The organism is Gordonia terrae (assembly GCF_051789125.1).
Taxonomy (GTDB): Bacteria; Actinomycetota; Actinomycetes; order Mycobacteriales; family Mycobacteriaceae; genus Gordonia; species Gordonia terrae_A.
In genome coordinates this window covers 3,366,934-3,382,918 of sequence record NZ_CP196526.1, presented here as the reverse complement: position 1 = coordinate 3,382,918, position 15,985 = coordinate 3,366,934, and the positions used below count along the sequence as shown (strand labels likewise).

The following is a 15,985-nucleotide window of genomic DNA, read 5'->3' as shown; positions in this document are numbered from 1 at the left end:
CGTCATCGCCTTCCTCACCGGATGACGAGGGGCCGCCCCAGACACCGCCCGCACGTCCCGCTGAAGGCGGCCGCGCCGATCACCCGATCGTCCACGCGGGGGTTCGTCGTGAACCAGGAGGGTAAGCGAACACCTGCGCCTGTCATGACGCACCTCCGAAGAGACGATCGAGATGCTGATCGATGGCTGCGAGAGCCGCTGGCGGTTCGATGACGTTGAGATCGAGCAGGGGGGCGAGACCCGTCAACGCAAGTACCAGGTCGGTTTCGATGGTCGGATCGCAGTCTGGACCGATGAGCCCATGACTCATCGCCTCCCGGATAAGTTGTTCGACCATTGCACGTCCGTTCTGCAATCCGAGCCCAACCTGTTGACGCAGCGCTGGGTCGTGCATGGCTTCGAGCACGTAGGCCGCGTTCATGCGACTGGTGGCACGGGAGTCGGGTCGGAGGGGGAGCATCTCGGTGAGGACTACTCGCAGCACGTCTCGAGGGTGCGGGGGTTGGTCGAGTGACTCCAGACCTTCTGTGACTCGGCGAGATGTCTGTTCTGAGGCGAACGCCATCGCGAAGGCCAACATCTCCGCGCGTGAGGAGAAGTAGTGCTGCAGCTGGCCCAGTGAGACTCCCGCCTCTCGGGCGACTTCACGCATGGTCGCTCGCGACCAACCGTGTTGGTCAACGACGCGCCACAGGGCATCAGCGATCGACTCGCGTCGCTCGTGGTGATCAACCTGCTTCGGCACCCAACCTCCTCATTGCAATACACATGACATAATACAGGTGACCCATATCTTTCGATGAAGGGATCACGATGACTGTGCGCGAGCCGCCTCTCACGTTCTGCAACCCTTCCGCGTTCGCGTTTGACAGTGAGGTGGCGATTGCACTGCTCGCGGATATGCATGTTCGGAAGGCGATCGAGCGGGGCGAGTTCGACGACCTTCCCGGTAGCGGTAAGCCGATCGATCTGTCTGATGCCCATGACCCGGATTGGTGGCTCAAGAGCTTCATGAAGCGTGAGAAGCTCGCGTTCCTGCCGCCCTCCATCCAGTTACGCAAGGATGACGCCGCTCTTGACGGGCTACTCGATCAGTTACCTAACGAGGCAGCTGTCCGACACGAGATCGCCCAGTTCAACGAACGGGTCATCCATGCTCGCTACCAACTGCCGGTGGGGCCACCTCTGATCACCATGCCGCGTGACACCGAAACCACAGTTGTCGCGTGGGCTGATCGCAAAGCGGTCCGAGCAGAGGAAGCTCGCACAAAGATGCGTCAGGAGATGATCGCGGAGGAGCGTGAGGATGCAGAGGCGCGGAAGCGATCTCGGCGACCGCTCCTCGGTACGCGAGCCCGTCGACGGTCGCGTCACGACACCGACACGTGACCACCGGCACCACTACCTCCTTGCGAAGCGCGACCAATTCAGCGACCGGCTCACCCGCCGTAGTCCCCGCTCGCGAGTCTCTGGATTCAGCAACCCGAGAAAAACGGCAGCCCGTGGGGTCAGACCCAGCTCGCAGCGGTGTCGCGCGCACTCGATCGGGCCGGGTTCAAGATCGTCGCCTCGGGAATGCGGCAGTGCCTCTCCTCCGTTGACGGTGAGCAGCCGCCGCTGACGGAGGCGGAGCTGGAGAAGCTGTTCCTGGCGCTGGCGTGACGGAGTTCCGCTGTCGGGACGTTCCGGCCGCGGCGCTACTCTGAGATCGGCACTTGTCCGGGGCGTCCTGGTTCCGGAACCACCGCGAAGTCGAGGATGTTGATGAGCGCACCCACCGCAGAGCAGTCCGTCGCAGGCGGCTCCGGTACCGAAGAGGCCGGCACCGAGAAGTCCGGCACCGAGAAGTCCGGCACCGAGAGGTCCGACGCCGACAAGGTCGTCCTCGGGCTCGCCCGGGCGGCCAAGTCCGCGTCCCGTTCGCTCGCTGGATTGACGACTGCGGGGAAGAACGACGTCCTCCTCGCCGCGGCCGACGCCATCGAAGCTGCGACGGAGTCCATCCTCACGGCCAATGCCGAGGACATCGCCCGTGCCGAGGAGGCAGGCACCGAGGCCAGCCTGCTCGACCGGCTTCGCCTCGACGAGGCGCGGGTGACCGGCATCGCCAACGGTCTGCGGCAGGTCGCGGTGCTACCGGATCCGATCGGTGTGGTGGTCTCCGGGAAGACACTTCCCAACGGCCTGCAGCTGCGCCAGCTGCGCGTACCGCTCGGTGTCGTCGGCATCGTGTACGAGGCACGGCCCAACGTCACCGTCGACGCCTTCGGGATCGCGTTCAAATCCGGCAACGCGGTGCTGCTGAGAGGCTCGTCGTCCGCGGCGTCGTCCAACGCCGAACTCGTGCGCGTACTGCGCGAGACGCTGTCGTCGAAGGGTGTCACCGCCGATGCGGTGTCGCTGTTGCCGAGTGACGACCGGTCCAGTGTCACGGCGCTGATCCGGGCTCGCGGACTCGTCGACGTGGTCATCCCCCGTGGAGGGGCCGGCCTGATCGCAGCCGTCGTGTCGAACGCGACGGTCCCGACCATCGAGACCGGCGTCGGCAACTGCCATGTCTACGTTCACGCGCGCGCCGATCTCGACGTCGCGGCGCGCGTCATCCTCAACTCCAAGACCCGCCGGCCCAGCGTGTGCAACACCGCCGAGACGGTCCTGATCGACAAGGCCGTTGCCGCTGAGGCGCTCCCGCGGATCACTTCGGTCCTGCAGACCCAGGGTGTGGTGATCCACGGTGACGAGCCGGGTATGGAACCGGCGACCGAGGACGACTGGTCGACGGAGTACCTGTCGATGGACATCGCGATGAAGGTGGTCGACGACCTCGACGCCGCCGTCGCCCACATCGACACCTACGGGACCGGTCACACCGAGGCCATCATCACCACCGACCTGTCGGCCGCCGACGAGTTCACCCGCCGGGTCGACGCCGCGGCGGTGATGGTCAACGCGTCGACCGCGTTCACCGACGGGGAGCAGTTCGGTTTCGGCGCCGAGATCGGCATCTCCACCCAGAAACTCCACGCTCGCGGTCCGATGGGCCTGCCCGAGCTGACCTCGACCAAATGGGTGGTCTGGGGCAACGGCCACGTGCGGCCGGCCTGATGGCGGAGTACACGGGCGCCGGGCCCGCGGTGGTGCCGTCGTTCACCGCCGTCGACGACGTGGTGACACGGTTGCGCGCCACGGGCTACCTCGCCGACGATGCCACCGCGACGTCGACCTTCCTCGCCGATCGTCTCGGCAAGCCGCTCCTGGTGGAGGGGCCCGCCGGCGTCGGCAAGACCGAGCTGGCCCGCTCGATCGCGGCGGCGACAGATGCCGAGCTCATCCGGTTGCAGTGTTATGAGGGCATCGACGAGGCGCGGGCCCTCTACGAGTGGAATCACGCCAAGCAGATCCTGCACATCCAGGCCACCGGCACCCGTGCCTGGGACGAGGCCAAGACCGACATCTTCTCCGACGAGTTCCTGCTGCCGCGGCCGCTGTTGAAGGCGATCTCCCGCGAGGGCGCCACGGTCTTGCTCATCGACGAGGTCGACAAGGCCGACGTCGACATGGAAGGCCTGCTGCTGGAGGTGCTGAGCGACTTTGCCATCACGATCCCTGAGATGGGAACCGTTGCCGCCCAACGCCGCCCGATCGTACTGCTGACCTCCAACGCCACGCGTGAATTGTCCGAGGCGCTCAAGCGGCGCTGTCTGTACCTCTACATCGACTTCCCCGATGCCGAGCGGGAGAAGGAGATCCTCGCGTCGCGGGTCCCGAACCTGTCGGAGTCGCTCAGCGCCGAACTGGTGCGCATCGTCGGTGTCCTGCGCACGCTCGACATCCGCAAGAAGCCATCAGTGGCCGAGACCATCGACTGGGCCAACACGCTGCTCGCACTGGGGGCGGGGGAGAAGGCGACCGCCAAGGGCGGGGGCCTCGACGACGGGCTCATCGCCCGGACCCTGGGCGTGGTGCTCAAGCATCGGCCGGATCTGAAGACGGCACTCAAAGAACTCAAGCTGGGCTGATGACGGCTCCGCTCGTCGCGCACCTCACCGACTTCGTCGACGAGCTGCGTCGCCGCGGGATCGTGGTGGGGCCGTCGGGTCTCATCGACGCCGCGAGCGCGATGGAGGTTCTCGACCTGCTGGAACGGCCGCGACTCCGTGAGGGGTTGGCCACGACGCTGCTCGTCGACCACGCCCACCGGGGTGTGTTCGATCGGGTCTTCGACCTGTGGTTCCCCGTCGGCGCCGGAATGCGCACGGTCACCGAAGATCTCCCGCGCGAGGCCGACGGTGTACTCGACGTCGACGCGGTTCGGGAGCTGCTCGCCGAACTCCTCGCCGACGATTCGGCCGCCAACGACGGACGGCTCGACCAGGCGATCGCGATGATCGTCGACGAACTGGGTCGATACGGCTCCACCAAGGGCGAGGCGTTCTCGGCCTATCAGGCACTCTCGGCGGTCAGCCCGCAGACGTTGATCGCGAAGATCGCGGCGGCGATGGCCGGCGGCGAGGGCGACGAGGGGTCGCGGGCCGGCACCGAGCCGCTGTATCGCCAGGCGGCACGTAAGAGGGCCGATGATCTGCGCGCGGCGATCGAGCGGGAGACGCAACGGCGCATGGCCGACCGCAACGGCCGGGACAAGGTGGGGGCGTACGCGGTTCCGCCCCTGCCCGAGAACGTCAACTTCCTCTCGGCAGGGGCCAGAGAACAGGTGGAGATCCGCAAGACGATCGAGCCGCTGGCCCGGTTGCTCGCCGCGAAACTCGAGACGCGGCGACGCCGGGCCCATCGCGGTGCGGTCGACGTGCGCAAGACTCTGCGGGCGTCGATGTCGACCGGTGGCGTCCCCATCGAGCTCAGTCACCGCAAGCCGCGGCCCGGGCGTCCCGAGCTGACCATCATCTGCGACGTGTCCGGATCGGTCGCGGGGTTCAGCCAGTTCACCCTGCGGTTGGTGTACGCGCTGCGCCAGCAGTTCTCGAAGGTTCGCGTCTTCGCGTTCGTCGACACCGTGGACGAGGTGACCGACTTCTTCGACCACGGTGAGGAGGATTTCGGTGCGGCGATGCACCACATGATCTCCACCGCACGGATATCGACACGCGACGGGCACTCGGACTACGGAAACATGCTGGCGGGCTTCGTCAGTGACTATGGCGACTCACTGACCCACCGCGGTGCGCTCCTCGTTCTCGGGGATGCTCGCAACAACTACCACGACCCGCACGCCGACGCCCTGCGCGAGCTGGTACAGCGCGCGCGCCACGCGTACTGGCTCAACCCGGAGGCCAAGCAACACTGGGGGACGGGCGACTCGATCGCCACCGACTACGCGGAGGTCATCGACATGTTCGAGTGCCGCAACGCCGGCCAGCTCGGCACCGTGATCGCCGACCTGCTGCCGATCTGATCCCCGCGCCGAATCTGAGCAGGTGGTCGACGCGTAGACTGACCGTCCATGTCACCCGACCGCCCTCGCGCGCGCCGTATCGGTGTCATGGGTGGCACGTTCGATCCGATCCACAACGGTCACCTCGTGGCGGCGAGCGAGGTCGCTCACCGGTTCGCGCTCGACGAGGTCATCTTCGTCCCGACGGGCCGCCCGTGGCAGAAGATCGGGGAACTCACCACGGTGAGTCCGCCAGAAGATCGCTATCTGATGACGGTCATCGCGACGGCCTCCAATCCGCAGTTCAGCGTGAGCCGTGTCGACATCGACCGCGACGGCGACACCTACACCGTGGACACCCTGCGCGACCTGCGGGCGTTGCTGCCGGATGCGCAGCTGTACTTCATCACCGGCGCCGACGCGCTCGAATCGATCCTCTCCTGGCAGGACTGGGAGGAGCTCTTCGGCCTCGCCAGGTTCGTCGGGGTGAGCCGGCCGGGATACGAACTCGACGCCACACACCTGGCCCATCATCTCGAGGCGATGCCCGAGGACACCCTGCACCTGCTGGAGATCCCCGCGCTCGCGATCTCGTCCACCGAATGCCGCACGCGGGCATCGCAGGGACGGCCGGTCTGGTACCTGGTCCCCGACGGTGTCGTGCAGTACATCGCGAAGCGGAAGCTGTATCGCGTGGCGCGCGCATCGTCGCCGGGTGTGTCCGCCCCGGCCCTCCCTGGTGCCAACCGCCCCGAGAAGCGTGACTCGGAAACCGCCGAATCGACGCGGCGCGTGGACGAAACAAGCGACAAGTGAATGAGAGGACTCGAGTGACTGCGTCAGCTGAAGCAATCGAGATGGCAAAAGTGGCGGCGCTGGCCGCTGCCGAGAAGCTCGCCCATGAGGTGACGGTGATCGATGTGTCGGAGCAGTTGGTGATCACCGACGCCTTCGTCATCGCCTCGGCAGACAATGAGCGACAGGTCAATTCGATCGTCGACGAGGTCGAGGAGAAGCTACGGGAAGCCGGGCACAAGCCGTTGCGTCGGGAGGGCACCCGCGAGGGTCGCTGGGCGCTGCTGGACTATGCCGACATCGTCGTGCACATCCAGCACACAGACGAACGACGCTTCTACGCGCTGGAGAGTCTGTGGAAGGACTGCCCGGTCATCGAGGTGGAAGGACTCTCGTGAGTGGCGGTCCGGATTCGAACGACACCGCTGTCGAGCGGCTGACCCCCATCGTCCGTCGTCTGATCCTGTTGCGTCATGGGCAGACCGAATACAACGCGGCGAGCCGCATGCAGGGTCAGCTCGACACCGATCTGTCCGAGCTCGGTGTGCGGCAGGCGAATTCGGCGGCCGTCGAGCTCGCGAAGCGTCAACCGCTGGTGATCTGGTCGTCGGACCTGCGCCGGGCCCGCGACACCGCGCAAGCGCTGGCCCAGCGCACCGGTCTGCCGGTGACCACCGATGTGCGGCTGCGCGAGACGCATCTCGGCGAGTGGCAGGGCCTCACACATCTCGATGTCGACGAGGTCATGCCCGGAGCGCGTGCGGTCTGGCGCGACGACGCCACGTGGACTCCGCCGGGCGGGGAGAGTCGTGTGGATGTGGCCGAGCGGGCCACCCCGCTGGTCGACGAACTCATCGAGCAGCTGCCGGAGTGGGGTGTCGGTGACAGCGCCGAGGCGCCGGTCGTACTCGTCGCACACGGCGGGGTCATCGCCGCGATGACGGCGGCACTGCTCGGCCTGCCGGTGGAGAACTGGCCCGCCTTCGGCGGCCTGGCGAACACGAGCTGGGTTCAGCTCTCGGGTCATGCCAAGCCGGGTGAGTCCCCGCGCTGGCGGCTCGATGTGTGGAATGCCTCGGCCGAGGATTCCGACCCCGCGGTTCAGTGACCGACCCCGCACCCCGCGAGGACCGGTCGGCGAGTGTGTCCGGAACGGACCGCTGCATCCTGGTGCTGTCGGATTCGCTGGCCTACTACGGGCCGAAAGGCGGTTTGCCCGCGGACGATCCGAACATCTGGCCGTCGCTCGTCGGGGCCGATCTGGGGCGTACGGTGCGCCTGTTCGGGCGGATCGGGTGGACGAGTCGGGACGTGTGGTGGGCGCTGACCCAGGACCCGAACATCTGGGCCACCGTGCCGCACGCCGATGTCGTGATCCTCGCCTTCGGCGGGATGGACACCCTGCCGTCGCCGCTGCCCACCGCGTTCCGCGAGCAGATCCGGTACGTCCGTCCGAACCGGCTGCGGCAGTGGATTCGGGACGGGTACGCATGGGTGCAGCCGCGCGGCTCCCGTCTCGGCTGGCCGCTGGCGCTGCCGCCACGGGTCACGACGGAGTATCTCGAGAAGATCCGTGAGGCGCTCACACATCTGCGTCCGGATCTGCCCGTCGTCGTGTGTCTGCCTCCGACGCATCGCAGTCCGTACTACGGCTACGTCCATTCGGGCCGAATCCCCACCACCGCGGCGATGGCGCGATGGGCTGCCGCCCACGACCTGCCGTGCGTCGACTTCTACCCGGCGACCCGCGACTCGTTCGACGATCCGGACACCGAGATGAACCCCGACGGCATCCACTGGGGGTTCGCGTGCCACCGACAGATCGCCGATCGTGTCATCCCGGTCGTCGAGGCCGCCCTCCCCGGCTGAGTGTGCGGCACCCGACGGTGCCGAGCGAGCCGACTCCCGTGTCGGGGCCGTCGCGTGAACCGGTTAACGTAGACGCGTGCCTGTCGTCGTCGTCACAGACTCCTCGTCCCGGTTGCCGCGGTCGGTGACCGAGCACTACCGGATCCGGCAGGTCCCACTGCACGTCAACGTCGAGGACAAGGACTATCGCGAGGGTGTCGACGACATCCCGGCCGATATCGTGACGACCCCCGGTGTGACGACCTCCGGCGCCAATCCCAACGACCTCGCGGACTGCTTCGAGGCCGCGCTCGAGGACAGTGCGGGCGACGGTGTGGTGGCGGTGCACATGTCCCGGCGGCTGTCGGGCACCTGGAGTTCGGCGCGGATGGCCGCGGAGAAATTCTCCGGCAAGGTGCGCGTCGTCGATTCCCGATCCGTCGGTCTGGCAGTGGGTTTCACCACCATCGCCGCGGCGCAGGCGGCAGCAGGCGGTGCCGATCGCGATCGCGTCTACGAGTCCGCGATCCGCCAGGCGGCGACGGTCGATTCTCTGCTGTGTGTGCAGCAACTCGACAACCTCCGCAACAGCGGCCGGATCAGCGCGGCGGGCAAACTCTTCGGTTCGGCGCTGTCGATCAAGCCGATCCTGCACATGGTCGACGGCACCCTCACGCTGAAGGAGCGGCACCGCACGTTCTCCAAGGCACTGGACAAGATGGTCGACGCCGCGGTCGACTCGGCCGGTGGCCGAGCGGTCACCGTCGGCATCCAGCACTGTCAGAGCCCCGACGTCGCGGAGGAACTGCGTGCCGCGGTCCACGGTCGGTTGCGGGTGGTCACCTCCGAACTGACCGTCGACCTCGGCCCGATTCTCGGAAGTCATGTGGGACCCGGCGCGGTCGGCGTCGTCCTCGCCGCTCACCTGGACCCGATCGAGGGCCTCGACGCCGACTGACGAGCGCTACAGCGCCCAACCGCTCCATCCACAGGGTTCCGAACCGTCCACAGATTCCGGTGGCCGACGACGGAGTCCGCCGATGATGACGCGCGGCGCGCCTAGCGTGTGGCCCCATGAGCGCAACAGGCCGGCGGAGTCCATTGGACCGACTCGGGCCGAGGGTGGGATCACCGGACCGTCGGGTCGACTCGCCGTCGCCTGACCTCGATGGCTCACCGTCGTCCGGCGCATCCGATGGCGACGACCCGGAAGCGCCGGTCACAGAGCCCGACCATCCGGGCTGGGGGATAGGCGGGATGCCGACCTGGCTCGACGCTCCGCCGCGCCGTTCGTCGGGCGGGCGGGCGGGATTCGACCATGACGGCGACCTCGACGGCGACCTCGACGGCGACCTCGACGACGACGCGGATGCCGACGACGTGATCGACCGGCGACGCTTCGCGGTGGCTCCGCCGGCGGCCATCGCACTCGTTGCCGTCGGCATGATCGCCTGTGCCGTCGCGGCTTTCGGCCTGTTCCGGGGATCCGACACGGCTCCGGTGGTGGATTTCGGATCGGTGGCCGGCTCGTCGTCTCACCCGGGTCCGCAGCCCGTCTCGTCCACGCCTGTTCAGTCGACTCCGTCCCCCATGGTGGTCAGCGTCGTCGGCCTGGTGGACAGGCCGGGCCTCGTTCGCCTCGCGGCAGGAGCGCGAGTTGCGGAGGCGATCGACCGTGCGGGCGGTGCGCGCAAGGACGCCGACCTGCTGTCGCTGAACCTCGCTCAGGTGCTCCGCGACGGTGACCAGATCCTCGTCGGGTACTCCGGCGGTGACGGTCAGATGTCGTTGCGCAGCGCGGTCGTCGGTGCGTCTGGTTCTCCGGCGACGCCGGGCGGACCCACCGGACAAGGAGCATCGGCCGGTGGTGCGGGTGTTCCTGATCCGACCGGGGGAGCGGGCGGCCTCGTGAATCTGAACACCGCCACGGAGGCAGACCTCGACGACCTGCCGGGCGTAGGGCCGGTGACCGCGAAGGCGATCCTCGCGTGGCGAGACCTTCACGGGCGCTTTGCTTCCGTGGACCAGCTCGCCGAGGTCGACGGGATCGGGCCCGCGCGCCTGGCCAAGCTGCGTGACCTCGTGACGGTCTGACGGATGGACTTCCGGCTGCTGCTGCCGGCTGTGGTGGTGTGGTCGGTGACCGCTGCGGGTCTGCTCGCGTCGCCGGTGACGACCGTCGGTCTCGCGATCGGTGCGGGGGTGGTCGCGGTGGTGCTCACCGGCGCGTGCGCGATGGGCCGTATCGGCTGGGATGCAATCGGTCTGGTCGTCGTCGCGGCAGGGCTGGCCGCGGTGTGCGCGACGTCGCTGTCGTTGAGGCAGGAAGCCCGCACCGATCATCCCCTGCGCGAGGAGGCCGGGAAGGCGACGGTCGTCATGACACTGCGCGGCGACCCGACGCCTGTCGGCGGTCCTCGGACGGGCCGCGTCCGGGTGCGCGTCGACGTCGAGCAGATCGGAGCCCGGCCCGTTCCAGAGGCGCCCGCGGAGCTGATGGGGGAGGCGAGGGCGTGGCTGGGTCTGCTGCCGGGGCAACGCGTCGTCGCGGTGGTGCGTGTTCGACCCCCACCGGATCATTCGCTGCTCGTCGCGAGCCTGACCTCGCAGGAACCGCGGACGGTGGGCGGCCCGCCGGCCCATGAGCTCGGTGCGGGGGCGATCCGGGAGCGGTTGCGGACGGTGGCCGCGCGCGGGCTGGGATCGGAATCGTCAGGTCTGCTGCCGGGCCTCGTACTCGGCGACGAGAGTGCGCTGGACGAGCAGCTGCGGGAGGATTTTCGCGACGCGGGACTGAGCCACCTCACCGCGGTCAGCGGCAGCAATTTCGCCATCGTCTGTGGCGCAGCACTTCTCGTGGTCCGGAGTATGGGCGTGCCGCCGCGGGCCGCAGCGGTGGTCGGCCTGGTGGTGATCCTCGGATTCGTCGTTCTCGTCCGGCCGTCACCCAGTGTGCTGCGCGCCGCACTGATGGGCGCGGTGGGCGTCCTCGCGCTGTTCACATCACGACGGGCGCAGTCGTTTCCGGCGCTGGGAGCGGCCGTGGTCGGCGGTCTGCTGTGGTGGCCCGAGCTCGCCCTGCAACCGGGTTTCGCTCTGTCGGTAGCCGCGACCTGCGCGATCGTGGTGTGGGCACCTCGTCTCCGTGACCGGTTACGGCAGTGGCGTTGTCCACCGGGTGTCGCCGAGGTGATCGCCATGGCCGTGACCGCGCAGGTGGTGACCGCGCCGATCGTCGTGCTGGTCACCGGGCGGTTCTCCGTTGTCGGGATCGTCGCGAACATTCTCGTCGCGCCGGTGGTGGCGGTGATCAGCGTGGTCGGCACGCTGGCCGCACTGATCGGCGCGCTCGGGCCTCCCGACGGTCCAGGTGCCTTCGTCGCCGAGTTGCTGATCCGGGCACTTGCACCCGAACTCTGGTGGATGGTGTGGTGCGCGCGCACCCTCGGTGGGTTCGGCTGGGCGAGTGTGGACGTGTCGTCACCGATCGACTGAGTGCCCGCCGGCCGGTTGTTCCCTGGGCATCGGGTCTCGTGGATGTAGTACTTCGTTGCGCCGGTCGCAACGATCTGCGACAGCTGCAGCGGAGGACCCGACGTCACCGGTCGACCAGACGCCCGTCGGTCTCGGCGGGGCGGCCCGCGGCTCGGTTCCATACGAGGTAGCCGATGCCCACGGCGGAGAACCACACCGCGCCGACGACGAGCGCGATCCGGCCGTCCTGGTCGAAGAACAGCAGCACGAACACGAGCGCGAGGAAGGCGAGTGCAAGCCACGTCGTCACCGGGGCACCCGGAACGCGGTAGTCGGACCGGGGGAGTTCGCCGCGCGCCACCTTGCGACGGTAGGCCATCTGGCAGATGAGGATCGTCGACCAGATGACGATGATGCCGACCGTGGAGACCGCGGTGATGTAGGCGAAGGCGTGTTCGGGGTCGATCACGTTGACCACGACGCCGATCGCCATGACGGCGGCGCTGAGGGTGATACCCGCGGCCGGGACCTTCTTGTTCGACAGCTTGGTGAGCTGACGCGGCGCGTCGCCGGTGTGGGCGAGTGAGCGCAGCATACGGCCGGTGGAGTAGATACCCGAGTTGCACGACGACAGAGCCGCGGTCAGCAGGATGAAGTTCACGATGCCCGCCGCCCCCGGGATGCCGATGTAGGAGAACACGGACACGAACGGGCTCTCGCCGGCCTGGAAGTCCTTCCAGCTCCGGACCGACAGGATGACGAACAGCGATCCGACATAGAAGATGCCGATCCGGAACGGCACGGAGTTGATCGCCCGGCGGAGTGTGACCCGGGGGTTCTGTGCCTCGCCGGCGGTGACGCCGACGAGTTCGACACCGACGTAGGCGAACATCACGATCTGCAGGCTGAGCATGGCGTTGCTGAAGCCGGTGGCGAAGAAGCCGCCGTCGTTCCAGAGATTCGTCACCGACGGCCCGGTTTCGGGGCCGAGGCCCGCGATCGGCAGCAGCACTCCGATACCCACGATGATCATGCCCAGGATGGCGGTCACCTTGATCGCGGAGAACCAGAACTCGGCGCGGCCGAACACCCCGACGGAGATCAGGTTGGCACCGAACAGGACGACGAGGGCGACCAATGCGGTCACCCACACAGGTATCGAGGGCCACCAGTAGTTGATGTACTTGCCGGCGACGGTGATCTCGGCCATACAGGTCGTGGTCCAGACGGCCCAGTAGGTCCAGCCCTGACTGAATCCCGCGAATCGGCCGAGGAACTCGTCGGCGTACTCACTGATGCCGCCGGAGATGGGGCGGTAGATGAGGAGTTCGCCCAGCGCGCGCATCACGATGAAGATGGCCAGCCCCGCGAGCGCGTACGCGAGGATGAGCGCCGGCCCCGCCTTTTCGATGGCCCCGCCTGCGCCGTAGAACAGGCCGGTGCCGATGGCGCCACCGATCGCGATCATCTGGACCGTGCGCGCGGTCAGCCCGCGCTGATACCCCTCATCGGTGTCCGCACCGGTCTCGGTGCCGGGGTGTTCGACTGTCACGTGGACGTCTCCTGATCCGCTGATGGAACTCTGGCGGATCTCACGGTAACGAGCGATGAGAGGCGCAATTCACGCACCTGATGGGTCTGTCCGGCTTGTCGTATTCGCTTGGGCCGCATCCGTCTCACCGTCGTCGGCGTCGTCTGGCACCATTGTCGCCGTGACCGATCGCCTGCACCTGCTGCTCGGAGACGACGACTTCCTCACCGGTCGGGTGATCTCCGCCGTCGCCGACGCAGTATCGACGACGGCAGGCACCTCGATCCCGGTGACCCGGGTGCGAGCCGGCGATGTGAGCGAGCACGAACTCGCCGAGTTGCTGAGCCCGTCACTGTTCGCCGAAGAGCGCGTCGTCGTCGTCGAGGCCGCAGCGGACGCGGGTAAGGAGCCCGCCGCGCTCATCACCGCGACCGCGTCCTCGCTCCCCGAAGGCGTCACCCTGATGGTGGTGCACCACGGAGGGGGACGCGCCAAGTCGATGGTGCCTGCATTGAAGAAGGCGGGCGCGGTCGAGCACGCGACGGCCGCACCGAAGTGGCCGTCGGATCGGATGGCCTTTGTTCGCAACGAGTTCCGTGCGCTCGGCGTCAAGGTCAGTGCGGATGTGGTCGAGCAGGTCGTCGAAGGTGTCGGCTCGGAGCTGCGCGAGCTGGCTGCTGCCTGCGCCCAGCTCGTCGCCGACACCGGCGGAAAGGTGGACCGCGACACCGTGCGGTTGTATTACCAGGGACGGCCCGAGGTGACCGGTTTCGAGGTGGCCGATCGGGCGGTGACCGGCGACCGCGCGGGAGCGCTGGAATCGCTGGCCTGGGCGCTTCACCACGGCGTCCCGCGGGTGCTCCTCGCCGACGCGCTCGCCGAGGCCGTGCATGCCATCGCACGGGTACGCCCCATGGGGTCGATCGATCACTTCGCCGCGGCGAGCGAGCTCGGCATGCCGCCGAACCGGGTCAAGAACGTCCAGGCCAAGGCCAAGGCCTGGGATTCGGAGTCCATCGCCCGCGCCATCGGTGTGGTCGCAGCGCTCAACGCCGACGTCAAAGGTCAGGCCGCGGACCCCGACTACAGTCTCACCCACGCGGTCGCGGCCGTGGCCGATCTCAGACCGGACGGGCGTCGTCGGAGCTGACAGGCGGAGCCGACGATCGGAGCTCACAGCCGATGCGAACGCCGCTCACCCCGGCAACCGCGTGATGCTGCCGGGGTGAGCGAGAAGTATGAAGATGTGGAACGGCAGAGCCGTCGGTCCGGCGGTGGCCGGGCAGGCTCAGATCAGAGCTTGTTGACCGCGAGGGCGATCGCCGACTTCTTGTTGGCGGCCTGGTTGGCGTGGATGACACCCTTGCTGGCAGCCTTGTCGAGCTTGCGGCTCGCGGACTGGCCGAGCTCGGCGGCCTTGTCCTTGTCGCCGGAGTCGACAGCCTCACGGAAGCTGCGAATCGCGGTACGGAGCGCCGACTTCACCGACTGGTTGCGCTGGCGGTTCGCTTCGTTGGTGCGATTGCGCTTGATCTGAGACTTGATGTTTGCCACGCGTGTCTACCTCTGTCGTTGCTGGTGGATATGTCTGTCTGTTCATGGTCGGGCGGTGACCGGGATGGCCCTGCTCGCACCAGGCGGTGTGCGCACGCGGAACGTTCCCACGGCATCACCGCAACAGCGCACCACATTACCAGTCGGCTCATCCAGCCCAAAATCCGCGCGGTGACCCGACCCCGCAGCACCCGCCACCGATAAGAATCACCGTGAACTTATGTCTACGGTGGACCCATCATGTCCGTCGTTTACGTACACATCGGCCTACCCAAGACCGGCACCACACATCTGCAGGATCGCCTCTGGCGAAACCGCGACCTCGCCCTACAGTCCTCCGGACTGCTCTACCCGGGCAATGTGATCTCCGATCACTTCCACGCCGCAGTGCACTTGCAACCGGAGCGGTACCTCGACTGGGTGGACCCCGCCTTCGCCGGGACGTGGCCGAAGATGCTGGGGCAGATACGCGCCTGGCCCCAGATCTCCCTGCTGTCGCATGAGCTGTACAGCACGGCCACCGACGCGCAGATCGAACGTCTGATGGGCGACCTGTCCTTCGCCGACGAGGTCCACGTGATCGTCACGGTCCGGGATCTGGCGCGCCAGCTTCCGTCGGTGTGGCAGGAGAACGTCAAGAACCAGCGCCGGGCATCGTTCGACGAGTTCGTCGATTCGGTCGCCTACGCCGCCGGCGGGCTCGGGCACGGAGTGCCCGGCGGCACCGAGCCGCACGAGGAGGAACCCTTCTGGGAGTTCCAGGACTACATCGGCATCCTCGAACGCTGGGCCAGGTGTGTCGGGCCCGAACGGGTGCACGTCGTGACCGTGCCGGATCGTGGTGCCGCCGCCGGTGACACGCTCTGGGACCGGTTCCTGCGGGTCATGGACATCGATCCCGCCCCGCTCCGCATTCCCGTGCCGAGTCTCAACAGCTCGCTGTCGGCCGCGCAGGCGGAGTTCCTCCGCGGCCTCAACCGCCGGCTACAGCCCGACGTCGTCGAGTGGCGAAGGTACGAACGGATCATCAAGGGTCAGGTGATCGGCGAGATCCTGTTCGAGGCACCCTCCGGGCCGCCTCAGGGTCTCTCCGAGAAGCATCGGGAGTGGGCGGCCTGCCAGTCGGTGCGGATGGTCGACGCGGTGCGGGCGGCGGGGTACGACGTCGTCGGTGATCTGGCCGATCTCGCCGTGTCCCCACAGCACGCGGCTTCCGACGTCCCGGCGCCGTCGGATGCTGCCGTTCTCGACGTCGCCCTCGACACGATCGCGGCCATGGTGCTCGCGGCTCCGCTGCCGAAAGTCGGCCCGCGAGCACGGACGCGGGCGGCGAACGTCCTGCGCCGGATCAAGCGGCGTATGATCGCGGCACGCCGGTCCCGCTGACCCGG

Annotated in this window: 16 protein-coding genes and 1 pseudogene; 14 read left to right on the top strand and 3 right to left on the bottom strand. The window is 67.7% G+C overall.

Annotated elements, in window-relative coordinates:
- Positions 1–142: 142 nt before the first annotated feature.
- Positions 143–745 carry a TetR/AcrR family transcriptional regulator gene (locus tag ACSUZC_RS15340; protein ID WP_439029374.1) on the bottom strand — a complete coding sequence of 201 codons (603 nt, stop codon included), beginning with the start codon at positions 743–745 and terminating at the stop codon, positions 143–145.
- A 68-nt stretch (positions 746–813) separates the two neighbouring features.
- On the opposite strand from ACSUZC_RS15340, the gene ACSUZC_RS15335 reads away from it, so the two are divergent.
- From ACSUZC_RS15335 to ACSUZC_RS15280, 12 genes and pseudogenes are all read left to right on the top strand, one after another.
- Complete coding sequence (locus tag ACSUZC_RS15335; protein ID WP_439029373.1) at positions 814–1,389, top strand: DUF1992 domain-containing protein; 576 nt, start codon at positions 814–816, stop codon at positions 1,387–1,389.
- A 123-nt stretch (positions 1,390–1,512) separates the two neighbouring features.
- A pseudogene (locus tag ACSUZC_RS15330) lies at positions 1,513–1,662 on the top strand (metal-sensing transcriptional repressor); the annotation flags it as partial.
- A 102-nt stretch (positions 1,663–1,764) separates the two neighbouring features.
- Positions 1,765–3,105, top strand: coding sequence for a glutamate-5-semialdehyde dehydrogenase (locus tag ACSUZC_RS15325; protein WP_439029372.1), 1,341 nt, complete (start codon positions 1,765–1,767; stop codon positions 3,103–3,105).
- Positions 3,105–4,019: an AAA family ATPase gene (locus tag ACSUZC_RS15320; RefSeq protein ID WP_439029371.1), complete on the top strand. Its 915-nt coding sequence runs from the start codon at positions 3,105–3,107 to the stop codon at positions 4,017–4,019. The genes ACSUZC_RS15325 and ACSUZC_RS15320 overlap by 1 nt, the downstream gene beginning before the upstream one ends.
- Entirely contained in the window at positions 4,019–5,413 is a 1,395-nt protein-coding gene (locus ACSUZC_RS15315) for a vWA domain-containing protein (RefSeq protein ID WP_439029370.1), read from the top strand. The genes ACSUZC_RS15320 and ACSUZC_RS15315 overlap by 1 nt, the downstream gene beginning before the upstream one ends.
- A 48-nt stretch (positions 5,414–5,461) precedes the next feature.
- Positions 5,462–6,208, top strand: coding sequence for a nicotinate-nucleotide adenylyltransferase (gene nadD, locus ACSUZC_RS15310; protein ID WP_439029369.1), 747 nt, complete (start codon positions 5,462–5,464; stop codon positions 6,206–6,208).
- A gap of 14 nt (positions 6,209–6,222) precedes the next feature.
- Positions 6,223–6,585: a ribosome silencing factor gene (gene rsfS / locus ACSUZC_RS15305; protein ID WP_439029368.1), complete on the top strand. Its 363-nt coding sequence runs from the start codon at positions 6,223–6,225 to the stop codon at positions 6,583–6,585.
- Entirely contained in the window at positions 6,582–7,295 is a 714-nt protein-coding gene (locus ACSUZC_RS15300) for a histidine phosphatase family protein (protein WP_439029367.1), read from the top strand. The genes rsfS and ACSUZC_RS15300 overlap by 4 nt, the downstream gene beginning before the upstream one ends.
- A complete protein-coding gene (gene octT / locus ACSUZC_RS15295) occupies positions 7,292–8,056 on the top strand; it encodes a diglucosylglycerate octanoyltransferase (RefSeq protein WP_439029366.1) in 765 nt (254 codons plus the stop codon). The genes ACSUZC_RS15300 and octT overlap by 4 nt, the downstream gene beginning before the upstream one ends.
- A gap of 76 nt (positions 8,057–8,132) precedes the next feature.
- A complete protein-coding gene (locus ACSUZC_RS15290; protein ID WP_439029365.1) occupies positions 8,133–8,993 on the top strand; it encodes a DegV family protein in 861 nt (286 codons plus the stop codon).
- 116 nt (positions 8,994–9,109) lie between these two features.
- Positions 9,110–10,129 (top strand): helix-hairpin-helix domain-containing protein, encoded by a 1,020-nt coding sequence (locus ACSUZC_RS15285; protein WP_439029364.1) that lies wholly within the window; start codon positions 9,110–9,112, stop codon positions 10,127–10,129.
- 3 nt (positions 10,130–10,132) lie between these two features.
- Complete coding sequence (locus tag ACSUZC_RS15280; protein WP_439029363.1) at positions 10,133–11,530, top strand: ComEC/Rec2 family competence protein; 1,398 nt, start codon at positions 10,133–10,135, stop codon at positions 11,528–11,530.
- A 103-nt stretch (positions 11,531–11,633) separates the two neighbouring features.
- Here the strand turns inward: ACSUZC_RS15280 and ACSUZC_RS15275 are convergent, their stop codons facing one another.
- Positions 11,634–13,061: an amino acid permease gene (locus ACSUZC_RS15275; protein WP_439029362.1), complete on the bottom strand. Its 1,428-nt coding sequence runs from the start codon at positions 13,059–13,061 to the stop codon at positions 11,634–11,636.
- Between the two features lie 160 nt (positions 13,062–13,221).
- Here ACSUZC_RS15275 and holA point away from each other — a divergent pair, with 160 nt between their 5' ends.
- Positions 13,222–14,190, top strand: coding sequence for a DNA polymerase III subunit delta (holA, locus tag ACSUZC_RS15270; RefSeq protein WP_439029361.1), 969 nt, complete (start codon positions 13,222–13,224; stop codon positions 14,188–14,190).
- Between the two features lie 143 nt (positions 14,191–14,333).
- Here the strand turns inward: holA and rpsT are convergent, their stop codons facing one another.
- Positions 14,334–14,594: a 30S ribosomal protein S20 gene (gene rpsT, locus ACSUZC_RS15265; RefSeq protein WP_439029360.1), complete on the bottom strand. Its 261-nt coding sequence runs from the start codon at positions 14,592–14,594 to the stop codon at positions 14,334–14,336.
- Between the two features lie 240 nt (positions 14,595–14,834).
- Between rpsT and ACSUZC_RS15260 the strand changes: the two genes are divergently transcribed.
- A complete protein-coding gene (locus ACSUZC_RS15260; RefSeq protein ID WP_439029359.1) occupies positions 14,835–15,980 on the top strand; it encodes a sulfotransferase family protein in 1,146 nt (381 codons plus the stop codon).
- The last annotated feature ends 5 nt before the right edge of the window (positions 15,981–15,985 follow it).

Coding starts and splice junctions, on each gene's coding strand:
- nadD (WP_439029369.1), top strand. CDS start 5,462: ATGTCACCCGACCGCCCTCGCGCGCGCCGTATCGGTGTCATGGGTGGC.
- ACSUZC_RS15335 (WP_439029373.1), top strand. CDS start 814: ATGACTGTGCGCGAGCCGCCTCTCACGTTCTGCAACCCTTCCGCGTTC.
- ACSUZC_RS15280 (WP_439029363.1), top strand. CDS start 10,133: ATGGACTTCCGGCTGCTGCTGCCGGCTGTGGTGGTGTGGTCGGTGACC.
- ACSUZC_RS15325 (WP_439029372.1), top strand. CDS start 1,765: ATGAGCGCACCCACCGCAGAGCAGTCCGTCGCAGGCGGCTCCGGTACC.
- ACSUZC_RS15260 (WP_439029359.1), top strand. CDS start 14,835: ATGTCCGTCGTTTACGTACACATCGGCCTACCCAAGACCGGCACCACA.
- ACSUZC_RS15285 (WP_439029364.1), top strand. CDS start 9,110: ATGAGCGCAACAGGCCGGCGGAGTCCATTGGACCGACTCGGGCCGAGG.
- ACSUZC_RS15320 (WP_439029371.1), top strand. CDS start 3,105: ATGGCGGAGTACACGGGCGCCGGGCCCGCGGTGGTGCCGTCGTTCACC.
- ACSUZC_RS15315 (WP_439029370.1), top strand. CDS start 4,019: ATGACGGCTCCGCTCGTCGCGCACCTCACCGACTTCGTCGACGAGCTG.